This is a genomic window from Solirubrobacter ginsenosidimutans (assembly GCF_027587205.1).
Window position 1 is genome coordinate 1 of the sequence record NZ_JAPDOD010000141.1, and the last position, 709, is coordinate 709.

General features: G+C 67.3%; 1 protein-coding gene. It reads left to right on the plus strand.

Features of this window, described 5'->3' with window-relative positions; genetic code table 11:
* Window positions 1-709 (plus strand): DUF1254 domain-containing protein (locus OM076_RS44545; RefSeq protein ID WP_270046768.1); only part of this gene is annotated, 709 nt, incomplete at both ends.

The following is a 709-nucleotide window of genomic DNA, read 5'->3' on the forward strand; positions in this document are numbered from 1 at the left end:
TGCGCAAGGGCATGCAGGAGGCGGGGGCCAAGGACAACGAGATCCTGATGTTCTCGGAGCTGCTGGGGTCGGAGTCGGTGTTCTTGACCGCGAACGCCGACACGGTGTACTTCATCGGCATCATCGATCTGTCGTCGGGGCCGATGGTCATCGAGACGCCTCCCCAGGCGCTCGGGATCTTCGACGACATGTGGTGGCGCTGGATCATCGACTTCGGGCTCCCGGGCCCGGATCGCGGCGAGGGCGGCCGGTTCCTGCTGGTCCCGCCGAACTACGACGGGGCGTTGCCCGACAGCGGCTACCACATCGGGCATTCGCGAACGACGCGGGCGTTCATGCTCGGCCGCTCGTTCATCAACGAGAACCCGGGCATGGACCCGGCTCCGACCGTCGAGCTGATCAAGCGCACGACGAAGATCTACCCCTACGCGCAAGGCGGCTTCGGCACGCCGATCGCCACGCTGCTGGAAGGCACGGTGCGGCCTGCCTCGCCGGCCGAGCTTCCCGAGACGGTGTTCGTGGAGGCGAGCGGGACGGCGTTCAACACGATCCCGCCCAACGACTTCGGCTTCTACGAGCTCTTGAACGAGCTGGTGCAAGAGCAGCCCGCGGGCAGCACGGAGATCGAGCTGATGGGCGAGCTGGCCGCGATCGGGATCGTCAAGGGCGAGCCGTTCGCGCCCGACGAGCGGATGCGCCGCGTCCTCGA